At 39.4% G+C, this 24,636-nt stretch carries 21 protein-coding genes; 6 read left to right on the forward strand and 15 right to left on the reverse strand.

All coding sequences use genetic code 11. The annotated features are described in order from the left end of the window. Window positions 1-22 precede the first annotated feature (22 nt). The 12 genes from IPM14_01185 to hemH form a co-directional block, all read right to left on the reverse strand. Complete coding sequence (locus IPM14_01185; protein MBK9096735.1) at window positions 23-3,106, reverse strand: efflux RND transporter permease subunit; 3,084 nt, start codon at window positions 3,104-3,106, stop codon at window positions 23-25. A gap of 10 nt (window positions 3,107-3,116) precedes the next feature. Then, a complete protein-coding gene (locus IPM14_01190) occupies window positions 3,117-4,160 on the reverse strand; it encodes an efflux RND transporter periplasmic adaptor subunit (protein MBK9096736.1) in 1,044 nt (347 codons plus the stop codon). A 31-nt stretch (window positions 4,161-4,191) separates the two neighbouring features. Further along, entirely contained in the window at window positions 4,192-5,610 is a 1,419-nt protein-coding gene (locus IPM14_01195; protein ID MBK9096737.1) for a TolC family protein, read from the reverse strand. Between the two features lie 270 nt (window positions 5,611-5,880). Next, the gene (locus IPM14_01200; GenBank protein ID MBK9096738.1) at window positions 5,881-6,456 is read right to left on the reverse strand and encodes a hypothetical protein; all 576 of its coding nucleotides are present in this window, start codon (window positions 6,454-6,456) and stop codon (window positions 5,881-5,883) included. A 20-nt stretch (window positions 6,457-6,476) separates the two neighbouring features. After that, window positions 6,477-6,731 carry a DUF493 domain-containing protein gene (locus IPM14_01205; protein ID MBK9096739.1) on the reverse strand — a complete coding sequence of 85 codons (255 nt, stop codon included), beginning with the start codon at window positions 6,729-6,731 and terminating at the stop codon, window positions 6,477-6,479. Window positions 6,732-6,812: 81 nt separating this feature from the next. Continuing rightward, window positions 6,813-7,688, reverse strand: coding sequence for a DMT family transporter (locus tag IPM14_01210; protein MBK9096740.1), 876 nt, complete (start codon window positions 7,686-7,688; stop codon window positions 6,813-6,815). Between the two features lie 6 nt (window positions 7,689-7,694). Further along, on the reverse strand, window positions 7,695-8,192 hold the full coding sequence (locus IPM14_01215; GenBank protein MBK9096741.1) for a cytidine/deoxycytidylate deaminase family protein: 498 nt from the start codon (window positions 8,190-8,192) through the stop codon (window positions 7,695-7,697). Between the two features lie 169 nt (window positions 8,193-8,361). Next, window positions 8,362-8,712 carry a hypothetical protein gene (locus IPM14_01220; GenBank protein MBK9096742.1) on the reverse strand — a complete coding sequence of 117 codons (351 nt, stop codon included), beginning with the start codon at window positions 8,710-8,712 and terminating at the stop codon, window positions 8,362-8,364. Between the two features lie 35 nt (window positions 8,713-8,747). Further along, window positions 8,748-8,936 carry a hypothetical protein gene (locus tag IPM14_01225; protein ID MBK9096743.1) on the reverse strand — a complete coding sequence of 63 codons (189 nt, stop codon included), beginning with the start codon at window positions 8,934-8,936 and terminating at the stop codon, window positions 8,748-8,750. Between the two features lie 203 nt (window positions 8,937-9,139). Continuing rightward, on the reverse strand, window positions 9,140-9,694 hold the full coding sequence (locus IPM14_01230; GenBank protein MBK9096744.1) for a BMC domain-containing protein: 555 nt from the start codon (window positions 9,692-9,694) through the stop codon (window positions 9,140-9,142). 10 nt (window positions 9,695-9,704) lie between these two features. Then, entirely contained in the window at window positions 9,705-11,015 is a 1,311-nt protein-coding gene (locus IPM14_01235) for a 4Fe-4S dicluster domain-containing protein (protein MBK9096745.1), read from the reverse strand. Continuing rightward, window positions 11,012-12,049 (reverse strand): ferrochelatase, encoded by a 1,038-nt coding sequence (hemH, locus tag IPM14_01240; protein ID MBK9096746.1) that lies wholly within the window; start codon window positions 12,047-12,049, stop codon window positions 11,012-11,014. The genes IPM14_01235 and hemH overlap by 4 nt, the downstream gene beginning before the upstream one ends. Window positions 12,050-12,210: 161 nt before the next feature. On the opposite strand from hemH, the gene IPM14_01245 reads away from it, so the two are divergent. From IPM14_01245 to IPM14_01270, 6 genes are all read left to right on the forward strand, one after another. Continuing rightward, window positions 12,211-13,023, forward strand: coding sequence for a hypothetical protein (locus IPM14_01245; GenBank protein ID MBK9096747.1), 813 nt, complete (start codon window positions 12,211-12,213; stop codon window positions 13,021-13,023). A 185-nt stretch (window positions 13,024-13,208) separates the two neighbouring features. Further along, entirely contained in the window at window positions 13,209-14,537 is a 1,329-nt protein-coding gene (locus IPM14_01250; protein MBK9096748.1) for a lysine 2,3-aminomutase, read from the forward strand. A 4-nt stretch (window positions 14,538-14,541) separates the two neighbouring features. Further along, the gene (locus IPM14_01255) at window positions 14,542-15,843 is read left to right on the forward strand and encodes an aminotransferase class I/II-fold pyridoxal phosphate-dependent enzyme (GenBank protein MBK9096749.1); all 1,302 of its coding nucleotides are present in this window, start codon (window positions 14,542-14,544) and stop codon (window positions 15,841-15,843) included. Between the two features lie 88 nt (window positions 15,844-15,931). Continuing rightward, window positions 15,932-17,755 carry a bifunctional metallophosphatase/5'-nucleotidase gene (locus tag IPM14_01260; protein ID MBK9096750.1) on the forward strand — a complete coding sequence of 608 codons (1,824 nt, stop codon included), beginning with the start codon at window positions 15,932-15,934 and terminating at the stop codon, window positions 17,753-17,755. Between the two features lie 11 nt (window positions 17,756-17,766). Further along, complete coding sequence (gene hemL, locus IPM14_01265) at window positions 17,767-19,059, forward strand: glutamate-1-semialdehyde 2,1-aminomutase (GenBank protein MBK9096751.1); 1,293 nt, start codon at window positions 17,767-17,769, stop codon at window positions 19,057-19,059. Between the two features lie 63 nt (window positions 19,060-19,122). Continuing rightward, window positions 19,123-20,001: a hypothetical protein gene (locus IPM14_01270; protein ID MBK9096752.1), complete on the forward strand. Its 879-nt coding sequence runs from the start codon at window positions 19,123-19,125 to the stop codon at window positions 19,999-20,001. A 131-nt stretch (window positions 20,002-20,132) separates the two neighbouring features. Here the strand turns inward: IPM14_01270 and IPM14_01275 are convergent, their stop codons facing one another. From IPM14_01275 to gyrA, 3 genes are all read right to left on the reverse strand, one after another. Beyond that, complete coding sequence (locus IPM14_01275; protein MBK9096753.1) at window positions 20,133-20,597, reverse strand: DinB family protein; 465 nt, start codon at window positions 20,595-20,597, stop codon at window positions 20,133-20,135. Between the two features lie 11 nt (window positions 20,598-20,608). After that, the gene (locus tag IPM14_01280) at window positions 20,609-22,081 is read right to left on the reverse strand and encodes a M20/M25/M40 family metallo-hydrolase (GenBank protein ID MBK9096754.1); all 1,473 of its coding nucleotides are present in this window, start codon (window positions 22,079-22,081) and stop codon (window positions 20,609-20,611) included. Window positions 22,082-22,184: 103 nt separating this feature from the next. Next, window positions 22,185-24,632, reverse strand: a complete 2,448-nt coding sequence (gene gyrA / locus IPM14_01285) for a DNA gyrase subunit A (GenBank protein MBK9096755.1) — start codon at window positions 24,630-24,632, stop codon at window positions 22,185-22,187. Window positions 24,633-24,636 lie beyond the last annotated feature (4 nt).

The raw sequence follows: 24,636 nt of genomic DNA on the forward strand, positions 1-24,636 counted from the left end.
TACATTTCTTAAATCTCTTCTGTTAAATCTTTTCTCTTACTACCGATTTTGCTTTTGAAGTCAGATAATAAATTGCTGGTATCACAAATAGTGTTAGCACAGTTGCGGCAATCAATCCGCCAATAGCAACAATACCGAGCGGCATCCTGATTTCTTTTCCTGCATCACCAATGCCAAGTGCAAGAGGAAGCATGCCAAGCACAATCGCTATCGATGCCATTAATTGTGGTTTTAATTTTGTTGGGCATGCTTCCATCAAAGCATCTTTCGGCAGATAGCCCTGTTCTCTTCTTAACTGGTTTGTATAATCGAGAATAAGTATTGCATTATTAACCACAATTCCTATCAACATAATTATCGACATAAGCGATGTAATGCTGAAAGCTGTGTTCGTAATAAATAGAGCAAGAATAACTCCAAGCAAGCCAAGAACGACAGTGATCATAATAATAATCGGCTGCCAGAAACTTTCAAGTATCGCTGACAGCAGCATGTAGGTTAACAATACTGCAAGGAAAAATGCGAATATCATATCCTGGATCATATCGTTCATCATCTTGACATTTCCACCCCAACGGAAATAGTAACCCGGGGGAAGTTCAATTGTGTTGAATCTTTTCTCGAGCTCACCAGTTACGTTACCGAGCGGAACTCCCGGTGCAGCCGCTCCAGTGAACATTATGGAAGTAAACTTATCCCGGTGTAAAATCTTTGTGAAGCCGGTTGTAAACCTGACATCCGCAAGTTGAGCAAGACGGAAAGAACCCCGCGGTGATGCAACAGTAATGTTGCCTGCTTTTTCAGGAGAGTTAACTGACTCATCATCCAATGTAACTGTTATATCATATTCATTTCCCACTTCACGATATTTTGCAGATTGAATTCCTTCTATTCCTGCACGAAGAGTGAAAGCAAGATCTGTAATTGTGAGTCCTGCTTCTGTAAGTTTTTCTCTTTTCGGGTAAACTGTGATTTCGGGTTTCCCCGCACGTGAGCTGTTATCGAAGTTTATCAACCCGGGAACATCCTTAAATTTATTAATTGCTTCGTCTTTTAATCTCTCAAGTTCATCAAGATCCTGTCCAAGTAAAAAGAATTGAATTGGTGCTTCCTCGCCGCCCATTCGTGAGCCAACATCAACTTTTATTTTTGCATTTGGTATATCCGCTAAATCAGAAGTTAATAAAGAAATCATATCAAGCAGTTTTGCGTCTCGCTCTTTTACGTCAACAAGCTGAACGTCAATGCTTGCCATATTTGTACCGACATCTAGATCGCTGATCTTGCCAAGGTTTGTAAGTATGTGTTTAACTTCATTATGACTTTTTACTCTTTCCTCAACCTGCCGAACTGTTCTTGCGGTTTCGTCAAGATTATACCCGGAAGGAAGCTCCACTGTAATATTAATTTTACCGTCGTCTGTCTGGGGGATAAACTCGAAGCCAAGCTTTGGTCCGAATATCATCATAACCAGAATGAATATTACAATTGAGCCGGCAAATGTTAGTGCACTACTTAATTTATTACGAAGAACTATAGCTAGCAGCTTTTTATAAAGTTCTGTTTGCTTTACTTCAAAACGATTGAACCAGGAAGCAAGCTTTCCGGTTGCATGTTCCTTCGAAAGAATAATTGATGAAAGAAGCGGTGTTAAAGTAAATGACATTATTAGCGAAAATATCGTTGCAAAAACCGCAGCGAGCGCGAGCTCTCTCAGCCACATACCAACCATCGACGACATATTGGCAATTGGCAGAAACACAACGATGTTTGTTAATGTTGATGCAAGAACAGCAACTCCAACTTCTGATGTTCCTTTGAAAGCTGCCTGTCTGATTGTCTCTCCCATTTTTTTATAACGGAAGATATTTTCAAGCACAACCACAGAGTTTGCAACCAATACACCAACCGAAACCGAAAGCCCCATCAATGTCATCATATTAAGTGAGAGACCAAACGCCTGCAGCAAAAGGAATGTTGAAATAATTGATGTGGGCATTGACATTGCGACTACGAGTGTAGATCGCCAATCGTGCAAAAATAAAAACAGAACTATCGCCGTAAATATCACGCCGAGATAAATGTTGCTCATTGTGTCATCAAAGCTGCTCTGCACAAATTCTGAAGCGTCGTTTACTACTTCGAGCTTTGATCCTTCGGGAAGTATGCTTTGAATCTCCGGAAGCTGATTACGCACTGCTTCTGCAACTTTAACAACATTTCCTTCGCTACTTTTAATAATGCCGAGACGGATAACGTTCTCGTTTCTGAAATTTTCCTTCACATTAAAAAATGTTGCCCGCTGTCTTATATCTTTTCCGGAATCATAAACATCCGCGATCTGTCTTATCTTTTTCGGACCGTAAGCAGTTGGGATTTCAAGCTCACTTATTGCATCTGGATTTTGAAATTGGCCCACAAGTCTGACAGTATATTCCTGACTTCCGATCTGAAAATATCCTCCCGGAATATCCATATTCGCTGCCTGAAGAATCTGCGTTAATTGAGGAAGAGAAATATTATTTTCATATACAACTCTGTTATCCAGCACAACGCGGATTTCTCTTTCCTGTCCTCCGGTAATATTAACTTTAGCAACGCCATCAATTTGTGAGAACCTATCCTTCAGGGTTTTGTCTGCGACTTCATAAAGCTGTCGAGGACTAAGATTTCCGCTCAACACAACATCTACGACAGGGAATAGTCTTATATCAACTTTTTGCACGACTGGTTTTTTTGCATCGGTCGGAAGATCGTTAATGATTTCGTCAACTTTGTCTTTTGTTTCCTGGTTAGCAACGTTTACGTTTTTGCCAAGCTGAAACTCGATGATAATAATTGACACACCATCGAGAGAATAAGACTCTATTCTTTCTATCTGACTTATTGTTGAAACGGCGTCCTCAATCCTTTTTGTGATCAACGTTTCGATTTCCTTTGGTCCTGCGCCGGGATAGATTGTTTGAACTGTTACAAAGGGAATTTCAACATCCGGCTGGAGGTTAAGGTTAAGTCCGAAATATGCAATCAATCCGAAAATCAGGAAAATTACAATTCCAACTGTTGTAAGAACGGGGCGATTAATAGAAACTTTTGCGAGAAACATATTTCTTTCCTTATTGAATCACTTTTACTTTGGCGCCGTCGGTTAACTGTAAACCGCCATGAGTTACCAGCTTATCGCCAACCTGCAAACCGCCGGAAACCTCGTAGTATATTCCGCTGTCTTGTCCGTTTGATATATATCTCTTCTCCGCTTTACCATCTTTCTCTACAAAAACATACGGACCACCATCATCATTCATAACAAGATTACGTGGAATTATCAGCGCCTTTGTATTTTTATAAACGAGAACTTTTATTTCGACTGTAACGCCGCTTTTTAATTCTTTGCGGGAATTATCAAACTCAACATCTGCGAAGAATGCCTGTCTTGTCGGATCGACTGCCATAGAGATCTCAACTATTCTTCCCTTATAAATTTTTCCGCCAAGCTCCATTTCAGCTTCCATGCCTTTTTTTATGTCGCCTATTTCTTTTTCTGTGATCCATATTTTTGCTCTCATTTTGTGAAGCTTTGCAATCGTAAACAGTTGAGCTTCGCTCTTCACATTATCACCGACTTTAACCTTAACATCAACGAGTGTTCCGCTGAACGGGGCTTCTATAAAAATTAATTTTCGTGCAACTTCGTAGTTTCTTTTATGAACCAAATATTGTGCTTCCACAGCATCAAAGTTTGCCTGTGATGTTTCGCCGGATTCAAGAAGCACTTTGGTTCGTTCATAAGTTCTTTTGGAATTTTCAAATGTGGCTCTTGCTGTTTCATAAACCGATCCGGGTTCATCAGAAGGGAATTCAACAATGATCTGGCCTTCTTCAACATAATCTCCAACGTTGAAATTAATTTTTTCTATTTTGCCGCCGATGGCAGCGCCTTTGGTGGCTTCCTCCCAGCCGGCAAGCTTTGCAAAGTAATTCATATATTTTTCAAATGGTTTGTATTCCACAGTTTCTACCTGAATAGGAACGCCATCCTCTTTTTGAATCTGATCCATACTCTTTGCTGAGTCTTCATCGCCTCCGCATCCATTAATCATCAGGATTGAAAGCATTACTGAGATTGCGAGTGAAAATTTTAATTTTAGTTTAAAGTTCATTTTTTAATTCTCCTGATAAGGTCAATTGTTTTTAATCTTCTGGCATATATGGTTCTATATATTCTTCGTTCAGCTTGCCCATAAGTTGTTCAAGTTCAAATTTGGTTATTATATAACTTTGCACTGACTGAAGCCTGTTTATGCGGGCTTGTCTTAGCTCAACGTCGGCATTCTGCACTTCCAGCTGGCTGCCTGTTCCTTCCTGATATCTTACCGATGACAAATCATATGCTTTCTCGGCAAGAGTAACGTTCCGTTCCTGCGCTTCGACAAGACTTTGAACTCGCTTGAGTTCCAGATATTTTGCTTTAACCTGGTTTATTACGTACTCTTTCATTAATTCATATTGTTCGGCGGTTTGTTTATAGGTAATCGTTGACTGCTCAACTCTGTTTTTTGTTTGATTCCCACGCCAAAGGTTCATAGAAAAACTCAGCCCAACTGTCGTAGCATTATAGTTCTGGAAGTTCCAATTGTCCGACGAACCAGCATAAGAGAAATTTCCAAAAGCAGCAAGAGAAGGCCAGTATTCAGAAAGGTCCAAATCAATAAACGCTTCGTCCAGATCCATTTTTAATTTCATTGTCTGCAAACCATAATTATTAGCGATTGCAAAATCAATTATGTCTTCTTCCGCTGGAAGATCTTCGGGATTATAAATAATCTTGCCGCTGACATCGATATCCATCGACTGATCAACTCCGATAACCAACTTCAAATCATTTAGCGTTGTCTTCAACATATTTTCCATCTGCATTAATACCGGGCGAATGTTTTCTGTTCGTACTTCTGCCTGCATCTTATCAAAATCAGATACAAATCCCTGCTTGTGCAGTGCATTCACGTTCCGAAGATTTTCCTGTGCATTTTCATAACTGGCACGGGTAATTTCCAAGAGTTCTTTTGTAACCAGCGAGCCATAAAATGCTCTTTCAACATTCAGTTTTGTTTTGCTGATCGTATTACGAAGTTCAGAAAGCGATAAATCATAATAAACCTGGGACGCACCTATCCCTCTGAACACTGCTGAGTTAAAGAGAATCTGAGTTAGTGTGAGAGAAGCTTCATAATTATTCGTTTGAACAAATGATTGCAATTTGGTTTCGACTGGAACGTATTTGTTATTGTCCCTGGGTATCACATTTTCATCAAAAAGAATACTGTAAGTAGCGTTTGTAAGAAGCGCCTCGAAATCCGGAAATGGCATTTTGGGTTTTTTCAGAAACCGTGAGAAACTTGCTGATGCATCAAGGCTTGGCAGAGCATAGCCAAATGCTTCTCTAACAGCGGCACGTGATTTATCAGAGTTCATTCTGGAAACTTTAATCTCCGTATTGTTTTCAAGCGCCATCTGGATAGCTTCTTCAAGTGTCAGAACACGTGTTTGAGCATTCGTCGTATTAAAAAATATCGGAATTAGTATAGAGATTAATAAAAAAACCTTTTTCATCGGCAGCTCATAATTGGTTTAATTTATTGGACAGATAGAATGAAATGATAACTTGGTTCATGGTTTTTAATCAAGAAAAATGTTAGCTGTAAAACTAATCAATACTCCCATAAAAGGAGTGCAAAACGCCGGCATAATTTCAAAAATATTTATAATGCCTTGACAATATTAGCAGGCTGTCAAATATTTCAGCTTGATAAGTATCACATACCAATAACAAAGATTTGAAAGCTTCGGCATCGGCAACAATTGCATAATGCGAAATTTTACTTATAAAATTTTTTGTAAAAGGGCGAGCAGTCTTACAAGTCCTGATGCTTTTGAAATTGATTTAATCGGCGGTTCGTTCAAATACTTTTTTCTTACATCATTCACGGATTCGGTATCAATGGTAGAAACAGCATTTAGTTTGTGAAGAGCTATGACCATAATTACTGTTTTCAGTGTTGCGGCTTTTACTCGTACTGTGTGCGGAGAATACCTTCCCGGGTGAATGTGAACATAATTATTGCTGGACTCGCTTAAACGGAGAGTCCAGATTGAATTGTCTCTTAACTTAATCAATTGATAATCTTTGTTTCCTTTACCAAGCCAGTTTTTATATTCTTTCAATGAATTAATACTTTTTTGATGAAGCTGTTCCAGAAGTTGTTGGGCTATCTCTTCAACGGTGTGTTTTCCCAGATATAAATCCATCTGTGATTCACCTATTCTGAGCAAATACCCTTTGAGCTTCTCGATATCGCCAAACCGTCTCACAGAATTAATCTGTTCGGCAATAAATCCCGCATGGTGTTTCCAGCAATTAAAAATTATTGGCGGGGGAGTGTGGCAGTTAGCTTCCACGACAAGGTCACATAACAAATTTAATTGAAGGATGTCCGGATAACTTTTGGAAAATCAAATCGCGCACGATTTCTGACGGGACCGTGACAATTACGTTGAGGCTGAAATATTTTTCCTTTGCGACTGATATTAGAAGGAGTAAGTTCGTACTCAAGATCAATAACAACTTCTTCAACGGCGGTTATCATCTGTTCGATATTTTCCCCAATAATTTTGTATGGCCAATTGTAAGGGTATTCTATTTGTGGCTTTTTATTTTCTTCGTTGAAGATCATTTGATTTTGCTGTCACATATTTATAATAATATCAAGTTATAAATCTTTTAACTTAAAAGAAATCAATCGCTTAATCGGCAACTATTCTTTGTTAACTATGAACACGCCAGCAGTAATTAGTAATCCGCTGAATATCATTAATAATGTAATTTCTTCATGAAGTAAAAACCAAGCTGCTATTACTGTAACAAGCGGTTCGAAATAAAGAAAAGCGCCAACCTTTGCTGACTCCATGTCGCGTAAAGCTTGTGCCCAGATCACATACGCTACTCCGGAACAAAAAATACCAAGGAATAAAACTGATACCCAGCCTGTTAAAGAAAGACTGATCACCGAATTTATGACTGCCGAATTCATATTAAATGGAATGATTATAATCGCCATCATCAAAAACAAGTAAAGAATTGTCATGAGCGGCGAGTACGTCAGTGAAATTTTTTTATTGACCATAGAATAAACGCCCCATGTAAAAGCACTTCCAAGAACAAGCAAGTCACCTTTATTTTGAATTAAGCTGATGTTGGTGATGTCGCCCTTCCCGATCAGCAACAACAAACCTGCAAGAGCAATAATGATTCCTGATATTTGAAGAACGGTAATTCTTTCCCGATAAAACATAAATCCTAAAACAGCCATAAAAATTGGTGCTGTGCCTATTATCCATCCGGTGTTCGATGCTGTTGTGAATTGAAGCCCGGTAACTTGAATCCATAGATGAAAGACTGCAACCAGTGCAAGAATAAAAATCCAGCCGTGACTTTTAAGATTAATTGAAAATGATCTTCTTGAATAAACGGCGATTGCTGTTAGAAGTATACTCGCCAATATCAGCCGAAGGATGATTATGGTGACCGGCTTAATTTCTTCAAGCAATACTTTTGTGGCTACAAACGAGGTTCCCCAAAAAATTATAGCGAGTAGAAGCTGGAGATAGCGGAATGCTCTTGTGCTTTTCAAGCTTTTCTATTTAGATTTTTCGGTTTTCTTTGCAGAAGAATAATTTTCTAGATCGTACTTGATAAGCTTATCGGGCATTGCAACCTTTGCTATTTCTACTCCTGCATCATTAAAGAATTTTGTGGCAAGAGTATCGTGATAATCTGAAAAGACCACGACTCGTTTAATGCCTGCTGCTATAAGAGCTTTTGCACAGGTAGTGCAGGACATGTTGGTTATATATGCTGTGGCTCCTTTTATATTTATACCATGAGTTGTTGCCTGTACAAGTGCGTTTATCTCTGCATGGTTGGTCCGCACACAATGGTTTTCAACGACGAGACATCCAACATCATCACAGTGCGGCTGACCCGGAAGCGAACCGTTGTACCCGGTTGCAAGCACAAATCTATCCTTTACAAGAACACATCCACAGTGCATTCTCGGGCAAGTTGCTCTTTCAGAAGCAAGCATTGCAAGTTTTAGGAAATATTCATCCCAGGCTGGCCGTCCATTTGAGCTCATTATAACATATCTCTTTGAAAGTTATTAGATAAGTAAATTGTTGTGTCGAAAGTTAAAGTATTTTAGGCGCTTTTCAAGCGGTTGGAAAATTCGTTAGGGTACATTAATTCCCCTCGAACAAAATTTTCTTAAATAAGCTTAGGTGTTGGGCAACTTGATCTTGGCTGAGTTAATGAGCAAACTTATTATTGATAAATTGTTCTCTCATATATAATCTTACTGCATCCTTTGCGGAAGTCTTAAATGTAATAAATACATCTTTTCCTCCCTGCTTTAGAACATCAAGGCTTCCTCTGTCCATTCCTCTGGAAATTATTGTTGAGCAATCGTTCAGCAGGGAACTAATATAGGTTGGAGCGCTGGCTTTCTGACCGAAGGATTTTATCTCCTTTGAATTGCTCTCTCTGTATTCGGTTCCAACAATACCTGAATCTTTCACATCATATACAACATAACCTCTTGTTGGAATGAACGGCGATTTGATGGTCTGACCATCATTCGATTCTATTGCTATTTTCATTATTCCCTCCTTAATTTGGTTTTCAAATATTTACATCAGCCCATACGAGTAATATAGGCTCTTCTCACATTAACGCGAGATTTTTTTGCAAACCGTTTGTGTCTGGTTGATCTGTGTATCCTGCTGCTGGAACAAACAGGACAGTTTTGGGGAAACTGACCGACAGAATTATTCTCCCAATAGTATCCGCATTCTTCGCATTGGTATTTTCTGTTTTTTATCATGCAAACCTCCGTAACTAATCAATAGCATCGTTAATTAAAAGAACAGACAGTAAGATTCAGAAGGGGTTTCGGGAAATATCAGTTATTAAAATATTCTCACTTATAAAATAGCATTTTAAAATTAATTGTCAATAGCAATTGTGATGAGCGTGGAAATATTATGAAAAATTAACCAATAAAAATTTTTGCCTGAAAGAAATTATTCAGATCATTTCTGAAAGAAGCTCTTGCCGAGGATTGGCAATGATCACTTTGTTCACAAGCAACCCTTTTTCTGAAACAACTCTTGCCCCGGCATCAACAGCACTCGTAACGGCTGCAACATCTCCGGTGACACTGAAAAAGGCTTTCCCGCCAAGAGCCATTGCAAGCCGCAGTTCAACGAGTTGAACTTTTGCGGCCTTCACTGCTGCGTCTGCAGCCTCAATAAGCGAGGCAACCGAATAAGATTCAACTATTCCGAGTGATTCGAGCATCTGAACGTTGTTGTGACCAACTATCGCAGGGAAAATTGTCGGATGAACATTTGGAATTACAAATTGATCAATCACTCCAAATCCAATCGTGTTAACTGCATTATCAACAGCAGAAGTAACGGCAGCTACATCTCCTGCAATGAGTGTCATATATTTTCCCGAGCAAATTGTTCTTGAGATCATTAATTCTACTTCGGAAGTTTTAAGCATTATATCAGCAGCCTGAATTCCGGAAGCAATACTTCCCATTTCAATTAATCCGATTGAATTTTTTGTGATCATTTAAACTCCTTTATGACTCAATAGAAATACTTGTTGGGGTCACTTCTTTAACTTTTCCGGTTATTGATGAGTGAATATTAGCTCCCAATTCACCTTCGGGTACTTTACCGATCAATTGTCCGGTTTTTACCAATTCTCCTTTTTTCACGACAGCTTGTGCTGGTTTGCCAATATGCTGCTGGAGAGGAATTCTAACACTATTTACTTTTATCTCGTTCGGATTGAACGGCGCTTCAACATCATAATCATGTAATTTAAGTTTCATAATTAATTGTGAAAGCGGAACTCTTCTTCCATCTTTAATCGGATGAACTTTAACCGGTTTCTGCTGAACGAATGTTATTCCTTCTGCTCTCATTTCAACTTTAGCTTTATCGCAGGCTTCTTTCGGATAAAGATCTTCGGGACAGGCATACAGCGTACACAATCCGCAGGAACAGCAAAGCTCAGCCATTTGATTCCAAACTGATGAGCCGGTTTTTGTGAATCCGAGTGAACGCATAACTTTATGCGGCTCAACCTGGTAGCCGAGTAAATATCTTGGACAAAATTCTGTACAGTAGCTACATTGGTCACAAGCTGATTTTCCAATGCGGTGCCAGTTTTGTTCGGGTTGGTTTTTTCTTTTTATTAAATAATGATCGGTTGGAAGAACAATAATTCCGGCTGTTGTTTTTGTGATGACTTCGTTTAAATCGAAAGTAAGATGTCCCATCATCACACCGCCAACAAAAACTCCAAACTCTTTTACCTTTGCTCCTTCAACAAACTCAATTACATCTTTAAAGCTCGTTCCCACCGGAACAAAAAAGGAAGATGGTTTTCTTACGGCACCAGCAACACAAATAAATTTCTTTGTAACGGGAATATCTTTTTCGGCAAGAGATATGTTGTAAAGTGTTTCGACATTGTTGACAACGCAGCCAATATCCAATGGAATGCCTGCCGGCGGAATTAGTCTGCCTGTTGCAGCATACACCAACTCAAATTCGTCTCCGGAAGGATAAAAATCACCTAGCTTTGTTAATTCCGTTTTTCCATTGAGATATTTGTTAATTGCTGAAATTGCTTTTGTATTTTTTTCTTTGATCCCGAAGTATCCTTTTTTTGCCGAGGTGGTTTCAATAAGCAGTTCCAGTCCGCGGGAAATTTCTTTCGGAAAATGAAGCATCAACTCATAATCTTTGTGAATGAGAGGTTCGCACTCGGCTCCATTTGCAAGCACAAATTCAATTTTTGATTTTGTTTTAACGTGAGATGGAAATCCCGCACCGCCAGCACCAACAACTCCTGCGTTAAATATTTTTTCCGTGAATGTCATTCGTTGTTAAGAACCATTTCCTTTAAAGTTTCAATCCACATTGGGTGATCGTTCAGACTTTCAACAAGCTGAACTTTTTTGCCGCCATGCTCTTCGAATAATTTCTGATACTCAACACCTATCTCGATTAATGTTTCAAGACAATCTGCAACAAATGCCGGGCTGAAAACTAACAATTTCTTTGCGCCTTTCTTGGCCTGTTCAATTATTGTTTTATCAGCGAATGGTTCAAGCCATTTTTTATCCAGCCGCGACTGAAAACAAACAGTATACTTTTCTTTTGGAAGATTCAGCTTTTGTGCAATGAGTCTTGTTGTTGCATAACAGGTAGCTTTGTAGCAAAACTTATTTGTTTCATTAATTTCCGTTTCACAACTATGCTCTTCGCAGAGAGTTCCATCCTTGTAAACTTTATCAACCTGTCTGACCGGCAATCCGTGATAACTGAAAAGAACGTGATCATATTCAACAAGATTATATTTTTTCGATTGCTCAACAACCGTATTGATGTACCCTTCATTATCATAAAACTGGCTGATGAAACTCACTTCGGGAATTACCCACCACTTGCTAATAATCTTCATTACTTTATCAATCACAGAACCTGTTGTTGCGGATGCGTATTGCGGAAAGAGGGGAATGACGACCATCTTCTCATAATTTTTTCTATATATCTCCGCAAGGACATCATCAATAGATGGGTTTTTGTATCTCATTGCAAGATGAACATCAAATTCGTTCTCAAGTGCCTTCTGCAATTTTTCCTGAACTGACTTGCCGTAATAAAGAATCGGTGAGCCCTTAATTCCATTTGGCAATCCAATGTGTGTCCAAAGTTCATGATAAACTTTTGCAGATTTCGGTGCACGGAACGGAACGATAATCAAATTTACAAGCAGAAATCTTGCAAGTGCTGGAATATCAATCACGCGCGGATCATTTAAAAATTCAAAAAGATATTTTCTTACATCGCTCACAGAAGGACTATCGGGCGTGCCCAAGTTTATAAGTAGAACCGCTGTTTTTAATTTCATAAGTTAATTGTGGATCATAAGTATAAGTTTCAATCTGAAATTTAATAAGTCTTTAAGTTATTAATAAATGTTTTTTGGACTATGCTAAGTTTGACTCTTGGGTTATTTACGCTTAAGTTTCTGCGAGAATATATCAGTCTGTAATAATTATTATCCCAAATATGGAACCAATAAAATTTCCGCCATTAATTTTGAGTTCATGGGAAGAAACACGTGACCGCATTCATAAATATTGCCGTTTGGTTGGTGCAATCCGGGAGGTTTTATCCGAGCCATTGTCAAACGCTCTTCACACAAATTTACTTCTTTGTAGAAAAGGAATAACAACATCAGCTCTTCCACGAGGCGAAAGATCCGCAGGACAAACTTTTGAAGTGATTATAGAGATGAACCGCACCAGGTTATGCATAGAATCTAACTACCGCGAACCCCTGCATATCGCATTGACCGGTCAATCATTAAACGCCCTTTGCGATGAAACCTGCAGCTTGTTGACTGATATTGGAATTAAACCTCCGCTTGATAGGCCAAGTTTTCTTGAAGGAACGCGGGGCAAGTTCGACAAAGATCATGTTAAAGCATACTGGCGAGCTTTGAAATCAACAAATAGAATTTTCAAACAAATCAAATCGCAGCTTCCCGGGGATTCGAGTCCTATTCAACTTCACGTTGATACATTGGTGGTTTCTTTAACATGGTATTGTAAAGATTTCTTTCAGAGCAGTACAATCGAGGAAATCGATTTTGGGTTTTCAACCGGCGATGGACTTTTTCCGGAAGCGCATTTTTTTATTCAATCTTTCCCCGATAAACGAGAGCTGAAAAATGTTCTTGCTCACGAACCCTCCGATTTTGTTGTCAAGTGTAATTCAAAATTGATTCTACCTTATTCAGAAGTGAGTAAATCTAGCAACGGAGACGATTTGCTTTACAATTTTTTCAAATCTGCTTACAGCAGTATAGCTACCAGATAACCCTTTTCTCCGAAGATTCTTCGCCCCAATAAAATATCTCCTGGGAAGCTAAAAACGCAGAAAAATGATTTTTATTTGTCTATTGCCTTGAAAAAAAGCCAGATTATTTTAAATTGGTTTTGTCATCTGTGATTTTCTGAAGCGACTGTAGTTACCACAAGAATTAATAAAAAACCGAGGTGAACATGACTTACAAATCTTATATGCTGCACAATTATAAAACTATTCCGCAGGTTGCAAATCTTCCCGAAGATTTAATAGAGGCAATAGACGTTGTCGGGTCGGTCCTGCCATTCAAAACCAACAATTATGTCGTTGAAAATCTTATTGATTGGAATAATGTTCCGGAGGATCCGATTTATACATTGACATTCCCGCGTAAAAACATGCTTCGCGAGCATCATTACAATAAAATAAAGAGCGTTGTATCGAATGGCGCATCAAAAAGCGAGATAAAGGAAGCGGCTAACCAAATCAGGCTCGAGCTCAATCCGCATCCTGCAGGACAGCTGGATCATAACGTACCGCAAATTAATGGAGAGAAAATATTTGGGATGCAGCATAAGTACAGAGAAACTGTTCTGTTTTTTCCCGGACAGGGGCAAACATGTCATGCTTACTGTACGTTTTGTTTCAGATGGCCTCAGTTTGTTGGGATGGACGAATTAAAATTTGCCTCAAAGCAGGCGGAACATCTCACAGAATATATTTCTCACAATGAGGATGTAACTGATGTTCTTTTTACCGGCGGCGATCCGCTAATCATGAAAACCAAAATTCTTGAAACTTACATCCGCCCGCTACTAGAAAGTAACGTAGAAAATCTTCGCCACATCCGAATAGGAACAAAAGCACTTGCTTACTGGCCTTTCCGTTTCCTTACAGACGATGATGCTGATGATTTATTACGGCTTTTCAGCGATGTGAAAAAGGCTGGTAAGCATCTTGCATTTATGGCGCATTTCAATCACCCTGTTGAGCTGAAACATCCGGCAGTTAAACAAGCAGTTGACCGAATTCTGGAAACAGGAGCCGTAATAAGAACACAGTCTCCAGTATTAAAACATATTAATGATTCTCCCGCTGTCTGGGCGGAAATGTGGCAGAAGCAAGTTGCGCTCGGATGCATTCCTTATTATATGTTTGTTGCCAGGAATACCGGGGCTGATCATTATTTTTCACTTCCGCTGGTGGACGTCTGGAAATTGTTCAGAGAAGCTTATCAATCAGTGAGCGGAATTTGCAGAACTGTGCGCGGACCAAGTATGTCATGTTTGCCCGGCAAGATGCAGATTCTTGGAGTAAATGAAATTGGTGATGAAAAGGTTTTTACATTGCGCTTTATTCAGGGAAGGGGTCCTGATTGGGTTGCAAAATCTTTTTTTGCAAAATTTGATGACAAAGCAACATGGTATACCGATTTGAAACCTGCTTTTGAAGAAGATAAATTTTTCTTTACAGATGAGCTTGACAAAATCCTGAAACCTGATGAAGTTGAGGTAGACTTCGAATAATTTTATGCAGAATAACAATAACTCTTCTTTTGATCTCAGCCTCAACCTGAATGTGCGAGGTATGCCGTTATCGGCAACGCTTCACATCAATGAACTGTCCAACAAGCTTAAGCAGCAGGGTAAAAAAGTTTACAAGTTTGGGCTGGGACAATCACCTTTTCCGGTTCCAAAAATTATCGTCGAAGAGCTCCGTGTTAATGCTTTTCAGAAAGACTATCTTCAGGTTAAGGGATTACTGCCTTTAAGAGAGGCAGTCGCTGATTATCATTCGAGGAGGAACGATCTGCACTGCAGTGCTGATGATGTTTTAATAGGTCCCGGTTCCAAAGAGCTAATGTTTATTTTACAGTTTGTTTATTATGGTGAAATACTAATTCCCACACCAAGCTGGGTTTCATATGCGCCGCAGGCAAAAATTATCGGACGTCAGACTGTTTGGGTCGATAAAAAAGAATCGTACAGATGGCTGTTGAGACCGGAAGACATTCAGAGGATTTGTGAAGAAGATCCATCAAGACCTCGTTTGATAATAATGAACTATCCCTCCAACCCAACCGGCGTTACTTACAGTTGGGAAGAGCTGGAAGAAATTGCTTCTGTTGCAAAGAAATACCGCGTGATTATTCTCTCCGACGAAATTTACGGCGAACTTAATTTTAACGGAACTCACACTTCCATCGCAAGATTTTATCCCGAAGGAACTATAATTTCCGGTGGATTAAGCAAGTGGTGCGGAGCCGGTGGCTGGAGACTGGGAACATTTACTTTCCCGAAATCACTTTCTGCCTTATCAAATGCTATGGCAACAGTTGCAAGCGAAACGTTCACTGCTACAAGCGCACCTATACAATACGCCGCGGTAAAAGCTTTCAAGGGCGGAATGGAAATTGAAAGATACCTGTGGAATGCAAGAAAGATTTTAAAAGCGCTCGGCATTAAAATTCACGGCTTGTTATCAGATTCGGGGATTGAATGTCCGCTTCCCGAAGGTGCGTTTTACCTTTTCCCAAATTTCAAAAATTACGCTGACAAACTCAGGGCAAAGAGTATCCGAACAAGCATGGAACTGACAACAAAGCTGCTTGAGGAAACCGGAGCCGCGCTTCTGCCCGGAAATGTTTTTGGCAGACCAGCAGAAGAATTTACTGCCCGTTTAGCTTATGTAGATTTTGATGGTTCAAGGGCGCTGGCTGCTGCAGAAACTATTTCTCCCGAAGATCCGCTGCCCGAAGACTTTATTAATTTATATTGTTCTCACATGTTGGAAGGGGCTAAAAGAATCGTTGATTGGGTAAAATTTCTTTAAAGATTCTGCCTGCACAAAATATCATTCCTCAAAAAAGTAAAAATTATTAACTTTCCCGGCAAATTTTTTTCTAAATTGAATTTTTCATATGAGATTAAAACCAAGTTTATATTTACTTCTAACCGTATCAGCATCTTTAATTTTGCATGGCTACGCATCGGCTCAAAAAGTCAACATTAAAATTATTGAAACAAGCGATGTGCATGGTGCTTTGGTTCCTTTTGATTTAATTTATGATACCTCAACCACAAGCTCACTTGCACAGGTTCACACTTACGTGGTATCTCAAAGGAATAAAAAAAACCAGGAAGTGATTCTACTTGATAACGGTGATTTAATACAGGGAGACCCTCTTTCTTATTACTACAACTTTGTAAACACAACCGGAAGTAATGCGTTTGCCGAAGCGCTAAACTTTATGGGTTATGATGCGGCAACAATTGGAAATCATGATATAGAAGCAGGTCACGATGTCTACGACAATTTCAGATACGAAATTAAACTGCCGTGGCTGGCGGCGAATGCAATTAATATTAATAGCGGTGAGCCATACTTTGAACCTTATACGATTATTGAGAGAAGTGGTATTCGCATCGCTGTGCTCGGGCTTACAACGCCCGGTGTAACAGGCTGGCTTCCTGAAAAACTTTGGTCAGGAATAGAGTTCGAAGATATGATCGAGTCTGCTGAGAAGTGGGTTGAAATAATAAAAGCGAAAGAAAATCCTGATCTTCTCGTGGGATTATTTCATGCGGGTGTTGATTATACTTATAGCGGTGAAAACGAAGATACCTATAAAAATGAAAATGCTTCTCGGCTCGTAGCCGAGAGGGTCCCGGGCTTTGACGTTGTTTTTGTAGGTCATGATCACGCCGGCTGGAATTTCAAAATAGTAAATGAAGATGGCGACAGCGTGCTGATTCTTGGGCCTCTTTCAAGAGCGAGAACTATTGCTGTTGCTAATATTCAGCTGGAATTCGATAGCTCTTTATCAAAATGGAATAAAAAGAGTATCTCGGGCAAAATCGTCGAAACAAAAAACTACAAGCCTGATGATCATTTCATGAGTATGTTTCTGTATGATCTGAACGTAGTAAAAAATTATGTGAACAGACCGATTGGTCAACTAAAGAGTAAGATTTCTTCCAAAGAATCGTTGTTTGGTCCGTCAACGTTTGTCGATTTAATTCACAACATTCAATTAGATATTACGAATGCTGATATTTCTTTTACGTCTCCTTTGTCTTTTAATGCCGAAATTGATTCCGGCTGGATTTATGTGAAAGATATCTTCAAACTATATCACTACGAAAATTATCTTTACACGATGAGTCTAACCGGCGAAGAAATTAAAAACTATCTCGAGTTCTCTTACGGAAACTGGTTTAACGAAATGAAAGACGAGAACAACCACCTTCTTCTATTTAAAAAAGACAATGACGGAAACATCAAATATTCTTCGCGATACGGAACTCCGGAAACCGAAGAAAGATTTTACAACTACTCTTCCGCAGCAGGAATAAATTATTTTGTGGATGTTTCGAAACCTGCTGGAGAACGGATAATAATAAGTTCATTCTCTGATGGGAGATTGTTTTATTCTGATTCCTCTTATCTGGTTGCAATAAATTCTTACCGGGGCAGTGGCGGCGGCGGACATTTAACAAGGGGCGCAGGCATTCCACAGGAAGATTTAAAAGAAAGAATTGTTTCTTCAACCGACAAAGAGTTCCGTCACTCAATAATTAACTGGATAGAAGAAAAAAAAGTAATTACTCCTGAAATAATCAGCACCTGGAAAGCTGTTCCGGAAGATTGGTGGAGGAGGGGGAGAGATAAAGATTACATGCTTCTCTTCGATGAGGCAGCCCCATTACAAGAAATCAAAAGCATTGGAAATAAATCACAATAAAATAAATTGGCATGACTATGAAAACCGAGATAAGTAAAAAACTTTTTGAAGAAGCTAAAAAATATATTCCCGGAGGAGTTAATTCTCCGGTGCGAGCTTTTAAATCAGTCGGCGGAGACCCGCTGTTCATTAAAAAGGGGATCGGTTCAAAATTTTGGGACGTCGATGGAAACGAGTTTATAGATTACATCGGAAGCTGGGGACCGCATCTGTTTGGACACAACCCACCCTTCATTATTGATGCCTTGAAATCAGCAATTGAAGATGGAACTGGTTTCGGAGCGCCGACTTCAATGGAAGTAGAAATGGCTAAACTAATAACTGATTTAGTTCCTTCAATTGAAATGGTACGAATGGTGAACAGTGGAACCGAAGCAACAATGAGCGCTATTCGTGCTGCGCGTGGTTACACCGGAAGAGAAAAATTCATAAAGTTTGAAGGGTGCTATCATGGACACGCAGACTACTTTTTAATTAAGGCCGGATCAGGAGCTCTGACACTCGGGATTCCCACTTCTCCCGGAGTTACAAAAGGAAATGCTGCGGATACTTTGCTTGCGGGTTACAATGATATCAACTCAGTTAAGAAACTTGTCTCAGCAAACAAAAATGAAATTGCCGCAATAATTATTGAACCAATTGCCGGGAATATGGGGGTTGTAAAAGGAAAAGACGATTTTTTAAAAGAGCTTCGTTCAATTTGTGATGAAGAAAAAATAGTTTTGATTTTTGATGAAGTGATGACCGGGTTCCGCGTCGCTTCCGGCGGGGCGCAAGAAGTACTTGGTATAAAGCCAGACCTTTCAACATTTGGAAAAATTATTGGCGGAGGCCTGCCTGTCGGGGCTTTCGGTGGGAAAAGAGAAATAATGGAAAAGATTGCGCCAAGTGGTCCTGTTTACCAGGCGGGAACATTAAGTGGAAACCCTCTTGCTATGTCTGCCGGTTACGCTGCATTAAAACATATCAAAGAAAATCCCGGCATTTACAAAGAGCTTGAGGAAAAATCTTCTTATCTTGAAAATGGATTTAAAGAAAACCTGAATTCTGTTGGGAAGAATTATGCGATGAATCGTGTTGGTTCGATGATGTGTATGTTTTTCACGGAACAACCAGTTGATGATTTTAAATCTGCTGTAAGTTCTGATACGAATCTTTACGGAAAATATTTTCACGAGATGCTGGAACGGGGAATTTATCTTGCGCCCGCACAATTTGAAGCTCTGTTTGTTTCGACTGCACATAGCAAAGAGGATTTAGATAAGACTATTGCGGCGCACAAAGAAAGTTTAGGAAAACTTTAAATAATTATTACGAAGTAAAAGTAGTTTTTAACGAAGATTATACACAGTATTGCATAAAGACTTATGTTAGTAGACATTAAACCAACAGTGATGCGGAGACTTCTAAAATCAATCCTTGTTACTCTTCTTTTGTTGACGAGTTCTTTCAGTTCGGCTCAAAGTATAAAGTCTGACTTTAGCCACATTGAAATAATCGTTGATTCAGCATCATTTGAAAAATTGGCTGCAAACGACTTTATACAAAGTGAACTTGCTAGTTGTGTCTATGACACCATGCTGGTTTCCCCTTTGGTGCTTAGTTATTACCTTTATGGACAAAGCAACTTCATTCATTTCAACCCCAACAGAGGCTATTTTGCCACCCAACAAGGTACCGCTTATCTAATTTTTCAAACAAGACGACCTGGGCAGGGAAAGCTATTAGAAGAACAGTGGCGAAAGGTTGCGACTGATTCGATTGTTAGCTATGATTTTGAAGGTCCAGGTTTTACATTAACAGAAATTGTCTATAATCATCACGACCGTCTTAGTAAAAAGCAGACCAATAATCTTATACCGATGTTGAGTTCATACTCAGTCGAGACTTATCGGGAATGGGGTTTTGGTGATTCGGTAGAAGTTAGCATGGAGCAGTTTTTGTCGCAGGATTCTATAAATAAGAATAAACTGTTTGAAAGAATCATCTCAATCGAACTGGCAATTACGGAAAAAGAATTACAGGATCTCATTCCTGTTCTGCAGCTTGCAGGATACCAGAAAAAGAAAAATGCGTTCACTAAGAGTAGCGAGCCAACAATTTCTTATGTGGTAAACAATAATTTAAACATATCTAAAGTTGAAAAACTAACATTCAGTTTAACAGAAGATACTGGTAAAAAAAGTTTCAACTTTGGTACTATTCAATTGAAAATAAATAAAAAAAGTGGGGAATTTTCCTTTTGACCAAACTGTGGCTAACAAGATATTTGCAAAAAGGCTGGCGGATGCAATTGAACACTTGTCATTCTGTTGAACTTTGGTGCTAAAAATCACCCTCTGCGCCAAGCGGTAAACTGTTGGCGAGGAGCTAGAGATTATTTCTGAAATAGCCTTTGGTAAAAGATATAATCTGTCTTGGCAGGTTCTCCTCCTGCATGCCTGACTAACATTGCAATCTGCGCCCGGTGGTAAGTTGAATGATTAATTACGTGGATTAAAATATCTTTTATCGTATTAGAAAATTGTTCTCCTTTTGTGTTCGTGTACTCCGCTCTTTTTTCAAAATCAATTTCGTGTAATCCTTCAAGAAAATTTATCCACTCCGCTGTCAGCGGTGTCGATTTAGAAATCCATTCTGTCTCGGTCAGTCTTTTCCAGGGATCGGTAATTATATCTTTCCCCAGAACTCTGCTTAGCCAGACCTCTTGGGCTGAAATGATGTGAGATAGTAATTCCTCTGCCCGGATATTCTTTTTCTTTAGTTTCATAACTGATTCGGCACAATGCTGTGTTGCCCAATCATTGTATTTGAACAGATGAATAAAATAGTCTTTAAACATTATCGACCCCTTTAATTAATTACTTTTTCTCTTTTATAATTTCCATCAACAATGTTTCTGGCAGAAAGGTAGGCGAGTTTAACTATGCTTTCAAACAAAACGGGATTAAGTGTTTCCGGTGTGTCTGTTGGGAGATGCAGATGATCATAGCTGTATTTTGAAACGAAGTACAACCCCGGGATTCCTTTTTCGTGAAATGCTGTTAAGTCAGCACCTCCGCCTTTCCGGGTATCATTTACCATTAAGTTTGAATTAAATTCGTCTATTTCGTTTACAATTCTCCATAATTCCGGTGCGCTTTTCCCATTGCCTATCTGTATACTGTCACCATATCCGACACAGTCAAGATTTATCATTGCTACTATTTTATTAGAATCAATATTCAAATTTTCAGCAAAATGTTTTGAACCAAAAAGTCCTTGCTCCTCACTGGCAAAGAGAACAAATATTATGCTTCTTCTTGGTTTGGTTTCGCTTTTCTGAAAAGCTTTTGCTAATTCAATAACCGCAGCAGAGCCCGATGCATTATCATTTGCCCCGGGAAATAACAGCCCGGCTTGCGAGCCCACGTGATCGAGGTGCGCTCCTATTATGAGATACTCGTCTTTTAGCTCGTGGTCGTTTCCTCCTATCATTCCAGCAATATTCATCGTGTGTGCGTACTTATTATAGCTGGCTTTTACCAGAACTTCTGCTTTATTATTAGTAAGAAAAGAATTTGGTGATTTATTGTTGTCAATTTTGGTTTGGCAATCGGAGAGAGAATATGGGCTGCCTTCTAGCAGTTTATTCGATGCTTCGATGGAGATATGTAGCTGCGGAAAATCTTTCGGTTGCTCTCCTTCGCCATGCATAACACTTCCAATGAGAGGTTGTGGGTTATCATCATTCGGGCGGGAGACAAATAAGATTCCTCTGGCACCGTGCTTTTTTGCAACTATCGATTTTTCTCTCGGATATTCCTGCCCCCAGACATCGCCATCAATTTTCCATGAAGGATTCTGTTTAAAGACCATTACGGTTTTATCTTTAACATCAATGCCTGCATAATCATCATATCCAATATCGGGTCTTGATATTCCATAACCGCAGAACGCCACCGGCAAAGCAAAATCACCCGAACCCGAAAACCCTCTCAATACAAAATCTTTTCCGTGTTCATAACTTATCTTTTCTTCTTTCAGAATAACATTAAATACTGCTGGCGAGTCTATCCTGTTGTATTCAACATCTAAATACTGGAAATAATTTTCATCACCCGCGGGTATGAGCCCGATCTGCTCAAACTTTTCAGATACAAACGCAGCTGCTTTATCATAACCTTCGCTTCCGGGAAGACGACCATCAAATTCTGAAGAGGTAAGAATCTTAACTGTTTGTAAAAGATCATCACTATTAATGCTCTCCAATCCGGGATCCACTGTCTGCGGAAATATATTAACAGTAAATATTATTAAAAGAAATATGGCGGATAATTTTTTCATTGTGTTTCTAAGATGTATTTGATAGTGCCCCGGGTTTTTCACTTGTTCAATTTAATAAAAAAGGGACTTGGTCAGGTCCCTTTTAAATAAATATTTTACTTTTTTATTCCTCTTCTTCTCCATTTTCCTCGGGTACAACTTTAGCGATGTCTGCTATCGAATCTCCATCTTTAAGCCTGATTACTCTTACGCCCTGGGTTGCTCTTCCCATGATGCGAATGTCTTTCATGCTTTGTCTGATAACCATTCCTTTTGTAGAGATAATAACAAGCTCATCATTATCATTGGCCTCCATCATCGCTATCATTTTTCCAATCTTATCGCTGGTTTTAACAGTAATAACTCCCTTCCCGCCGCGATGTGTCAATCTATAATCATTTACGTCAGATCGTTTGCCGAATCCTTTTTCTGTTACAACTAGAACACTCATTCCCTGACGCTTGATTACCAATAATCCAACCGCTTTGTCGCCCTTGCCTAAACGAACGCCTCTTACGCCGGTAGCTGTTCTGCCCATATCACGAGCATCTTTTTCGTGGAAACGAACAGCAAATCCATTTCGTGTTCCTATCATTATGTCGTTTGTTCCGTCTGTCATCTTGACTTCGATAAGTCTGTCATTCTTCTTTAAGTTGATTGCGTTGATTCCGCCTTTGCGAACATTTCCGTATGCGGAGAGCACTGTTTTCTTTACTGTTCCTTGCTCCGTTGCCATTATTAAAAACTTATCATCGTTGAATTCTTTAACAGCAACAAATGCTGTTATCATTTCTTCTTTTTCTTTTTGAAGAATATTCAGAATAGATCTGCCTCGAGCAGCCCTGCCGCCTTCGGGAATTTCATGAACCTTGAGCCAGTAAACACGCCCTTGGTCAGTAAAGAAAAGAATATATTGATGTGTTGACGCAATGAACATGTGTTCAATGAAGTCATCTTCTTTTGTGCCTGCGCCTGTAACACCCTTTCCACCACGTCCTTGTTTTCTGTATCCGCTGACAGGGAATCGCTTGATGAATCCGCTGTGAGAAATTGTAACAACTACGTCTTCCTCTGCAATTATATCTTCAAGCGAAAAGTCTTCGTAGTCATATACTATTTCTGTTCTTCTTGCGTCTGCATATTTTTTCTTCAACTCGAGAAGTTCTTCGGTAATAATAATATTTCTACGTTCTTCGCTCTTTAGAATTCCTTTTAGTTTTTCAATCAGCTTTATTGTCTCTTTGTATTCGTCTTCTATCTTTTGTCTTTCAAGACCCGTTAAACGTTGTAACCGCATGTCAAGAATAGCTTTTGCCTGAATCTCGCTAAGCTTGAACTTCTTCATCAGGTTTTGTTTTGCGGTCTCAACATCTTTTGATTTTTTAATCGTTTGAATAACCGCATCTATGTTATCGAGAGCAATTATATATCCTTCTAGTATGTGTGCTCTTTTTTCTGCGGCATCAAGTTCAAACTTTGTTCTGCGGATCAGCACATCCATTCTGTGTTCGAGAAAATGCTGAAGCATCTCTTTAAGATTAAGAACTTTCGGAACGCCTTTAACAAGCGCCAGCATTATTACACCAAATGTTGTCTGCATTTGCGTGTGAACAAAAAGCTGGTTAAGAACTATCGGCGGCTGAGCATCCTTCTTTAATTCGATTACAACACGCAGTCCATCTCTGTCTGATTCATCACGGATATTACTTATGTCATCAAGTTTTCCGGCACGAACGAGCTCGGCCATCTTCTCAATCAGATTTGCTTTGTTGACCTGATAAGGAAGCTCTGTAATTATAATATGTTCACGACCGTTCTTTTGAGTTTCAATGTTTGCTTTTGCGCGAACAATCAGTCGTCCTCTTCCGGTCATGAAAGCTTCTTTAACTCCAGCATAACCGTATATAATCCCGCCCGTTGGAAAATCGGGAGCGATGATGTTCTTCATCAGCTTTTCTATGGTTATGTTTGGGTTCTTTATTAGATTTATCAGGCCCTCAACAACTTCACCAAGATTGTGAGGTGGAATGTTTGTGGCCATTCCAACAGCTATTCCGCTTGATCCGTTTATTAATAAGTTTGGTAGATATGACGGCAGCACTGTTGGTTCTTGCAGAGAATCATCAAAGTTCGGTACGAAATCGACAGTGTTTTTGTCAAGATCCCGATACATTTCTTCAGAAATTCTCGCAAGCCGAGCTTCGGTGTATCTCATTGCTGCGGGTGAGTCGCCATCGACAGAGCCAAAATTTCCTTGTCCATCTACAAGAGGATAACGCAAAGAAAAATCCTGAACCATTCTCACCATCGTATCATAAACCGCCGTATCACCATGAGGATGATATTTACCAAGAACTTCTCCGACGATCCTTGCGGATTTTTTATATGGTTTGTTATGGAACATTCCGAGCTCATGCATTCCATAAAGAACTCTTCTGTGAACAGGTTTCAACCCATCTCTCACGTCCGGCAATGCTCGTGCGACAATTACGGACATTGCATAATCTATATAAGAGGATTTCATCTCCTCTTCTAGGGTTCTTGGTACTATCTTTTCAAAAATTGTTGCCATAAAA

The sequence above is a fragment of the bacterium genome (genome assembly GCA_016716565.1).
Lineage (GTDB): Bacteria > Bacteroidota > Ignavibacteria > Ignavibacteriales > Ignavibacteriaceae > IGN2.

Coding starts and splice junctions, on each gene's coding strand:
- IPM14_01185 (MBK9096735.1), bottom strand. CDS start 3,106: ATGTTTCTCGCAAAAGTTTCTATTAATCGCCCCGTTCTTACAACAGTT.
- IPM14_01190 (MBK9096736.1), bottom strand. CDS start 4,160: ATGAACTTTAAACTAAAATTAAAATTTTCACTCGCAATCTCAGTAATG.
- IPM14_01195 (MBK9096737.1), bottom strand. CDS start 5,610: ATGAAAAAGGTTTTTTTATTAATCTCTATACTAATTCCGATATTTTTT.
- IPM14_01205 (MBK9096739.1), bottom strand. CDS start 6,731: ATGATCTTCAACGAAGAAAATAAAAAGCCACAAATAGAATACCCTTAC.
- IPM14_01215 (MBK9096741.1), bottom strand. CDS start 8,192: ATGAGCTCAAATGGACGGCCAGCCTGGGATGAATATTTCCTAAAACTT.
- IPM14_01220 (MBK9096742.1), bottom strand. CDS start 8,712: ATGAAAATAGCAATAGAATCGAATGATGGTCAGACCATCAAATCGCCG.
- IPM14_01225 (MBK9096743.1), bottom strand. CDS start 8,936: ATGATAAAAAACAGAAAATACCAATGCGAAGAATGCGGATACTATTGG.
- IPM14_01230 (MBK9096744.1), bottom strand. CDS start 9,694: ATGATCACAAAAAATTCAATCGGATTAATTGAAATGGGAAGTATTGCT.
- IPM14_01235 (MBK9096745.1), bottom strand. CDS start 11,015: ATGACATTCACGGAAAAAATATTTAACGCAGGAGTTGTTGGTGCTGGC.
- hemH (MBK9096746.1), bottom strand. CDS start 12,049: ATGAAATTAAAAACAGCGGTTCTACTTATAAACTTGGGCACGCCCGAT.
- IPM14_01245 (MBK9096747.1), top strand. CDS start 12,211: ATGGAACCAATAAAATTTCCGCCATTAATTTTGAGTTCATGGGAAGAA.
- IPM14_01250 (MBK9096748.1), top strand. CDS start 13,209: ATGACTTACAAATCTTATATGCTGCACAATTATAAAACTATTCCGCAG.
- IPM14_01255 (MBK9096749.1), top strand. CDS start 14,542: ATGCAGAATAACAATAACTCTTCTTTTGATCTCAGCCTCAACCTGAAT.
- IPM14_01260 (MBK9096750.1), top strand. CDS start 15,932: ATGAGATTAAAACCAAGTTTATATTTACTTCTAACCGTATCAGCATCT.
- hemL (MBK9096751.1), top strand. CDS start 17,767: ATGACTATGAAAACCGAGATAAGTAAAAAACTTTTTGAAGAAGCTAAA.
- IPM14_01270 (MBK9096752.1), top strand. CDS start 19,123: ATGTTAGTAGACATTAAACCAACAGTGATGCGGAGACTTCTAAAATCA.
- IPM14_01275 (MBK9096753.1), bottom strand. CDS start 20,597: ATGTTTAAAGACTATTTTATTCATCTGTTCAAATACAATGATTGGGCA.
- IPM14_01280 (MBK9096754.1), bottom strand. CDS start 22,081: ATGAAAAAATTATCCGCCATATTTCTTTTAATAATATTTACTGTTAAT.
- gyrA (MBK9096755.1), bottom strand. CDS start 24,632: ATGGCAACAATTTTTGAAAAGATAGTACCAAGAACCCTAGAAGAGGAG.